Genomic DNA, 1,831 nt, shown 5'->3' on the forward strand with positions numbered 1-1,831 from the left:
CTCCGGTTATTGTTGCAATTAACCGGAGTATTTTTGTTTCCTATTATCAGTATAATTCAATCATATACTGATGAGTCTTACGCTCTTATTGGTACTGATGGAATAAGAGATTTACTAATAGTAAGTGCCATAATTATTTTAGGTATTGGTGGCTAGATATATTCAAAGCTTTAAGTTGGATATTTTTGGCTGTAATATTAATTGGCGGTGTCTATATGTTAGTAGCGGACCTGGCCAAAGAAAAACGTCTTGGTACTCTCAATTTTATTCGCCTTAGTCCTCAATCTAGCCAGAAAATTTTGCTTGGCAAACTATTAGGAGTACCAATTTTAATTTACCTAGCATTAGTTTTGGGAAGCTACTGGATTTGGAAAGCTGTAAATCGTCGTTACCGAAATCCTAATGCCACAATTATTAGTAAAGAACAAAGCTATTGGTTAATGGGATGTTTCCATTTTTATCTACTGCCATTGTTCTTATTAATAAATATTGGCAATGATGAAAAATCAAGCTACATTTTATGAAATTCACTGATTTTCTTCTGCACTATTAACTTATTCTGGTTTTTGTTAGTCATTGCTTTGTTATCACCTCAAAGACAAAGTGTGCAAGATTGGGCAAGATACAGACATCAACAAATTAATAATGATGAAACTACAATTGTTAAAGGTGTAGCTATTAGTTTAAAACAAGAGTTAATTTGGGGTGAAAAAAGTCCAGCTTTAGTGGCGATCGGAATTAACCTAGTTATTACTGGTTTAATTTGGAGTTCATGGATTTTACTTTGGCATGACAATGAAATTAAATTACGAGCTATTTTAACTTTAATTATGAGCCTAAATTTAATTTTAATTTATGCAGCGATCGTTCAACTTGTATTGTTGATGAAAGTCAAAAAACCTGCTATTTGCGCAGTAGGAATATTAGGTAGTTTAATTTATTTGCCACCTATTGCTTTATTATTACTGTCAATTTCACCTGATAATCACTCAAATTTATGGCTATTTTCAACTTTTCCTTGGCTCTCCATTGACTTAAATTATCCAGCGATCGCATCAATGTTAATTGCAATTATTGGTCAGTGGAGTGTCTTGACATTAGTAACTTTACAACTGACCAAAAAAATCAGAAAATTAGGTACATCTAATTCTCAAAAATTACTGACTTAAATATTTAGCTTTGCGGAAGTCAACAGTTCAAAAAATAGTAAAAGTAATACGGCTTCACGGAAATCAAAAGTCGTAGGGGCGAATGGTATTCACCCTCACTATATGTAGAGTCTCTGCGTAAGTCCTGCTTTATTTGATTGGAGTAATTAATTATGCCATCTAAACCATTAGTCAATTTATTGAATTGGAACCCGCAGTTATTCAGAGAAATTAAAGGTCGCCTCAAAGTAAAAAATGTAGCGATCGCCGAGAGTGCCACTGAATTGAAACACTGAGGATAACTTCTGGCTTTTACCTGACTCTAGCAATAGAATAGATAAATTCAAAAAACTCCAACGTTATAGTTTTGGAGCTATTTTTTCTATTATACAATAGTTTTGAAATTTCTGAGACACCCACAAAAGCGATCGCCGAGAGTGCCACTGAATTGAAGCACTGAGGATAACTTCTGGCTTTTACCTGACTCTAGCAATAGAATAGATAACAGGACTTACGCAAATTCTTAGACAATACGCTATCTGTAGGGGGGCGAATGCCATTCGCCCCTACTAGATACGGCGCTTGGTGCGTAAGTCCTGGATAAATTCAAAAAACTCCAACGTTATAGTTTTGGAGCTATTTTTTCTATTGTACAATAGTTTTGAGATTTCTGAGGCACCCAC

At 34.4% G+C, this 1,831-nt stretch carries 3 protein-coding genes; all 3 read left to right on the top strand.

The window, feature by feature from the left end:
• Positions 1 to 215: 215 nt before the first annotated feature.
• Positions 216 to 524 (top strand): hypothetical protein, encoded by a 309-nt coding sequence (locus F6K13_RS31370; protein WP_287289615.1) that lies wholly within the window; start codon positions 216 to 218, stop codon positions 522 to 524.
• 42 nt (positions 525 to 566) lie between these two features.
• On the top strand, positions 567 to 1,169 hold the full coding sequence (locus F6K13_RS31375; RefSeq protein ID WP_124143633.1) for a hypothetical protein: 603 nt from the start codon (positions 567 to 569) through the stop codon (positions 1,167 to 1,169).
• A 152-nt stretch (positions 1,170 to 1,321) separates the two neighbouring features.
• Entirely contained in the window at positions 1,322 to 1,444 is a 123-nt protein-coding gene (locus F6K13_RS31380; protein ID WP_275670296.1) for a hypothetical protein, read from the top strand.
• The last annotated feature ends 387 nt before the right edge of the window (positions 1,445 to 1,831 follow it).

It is taken from the genome of Okeania sp. SIO2B9 (assembly GCF_010672505.1).
GTDB lineage: Bacteria > Cyanobacteriota > Cyanobacteriia > Cyanobacteriales > Microcoleaceae > Okeania > Okeania hirsuta.

Coding starts and splice junctions, on each gene's coding strand:
- F6K13_RS31380 (WP_275670296.1), top strand. CDS start 1,322: ATGCCATCTAAACCATTAGTCAATTTATTGAATTGGAACCCGCAGTTA.
- F6K13_RS31370 (WP_287289615.1), top strand. CDS start 216: ATGTTAGTAGCGGACCTGGCCAAAGAAAAACGTCTTGGTACTCTCAAT.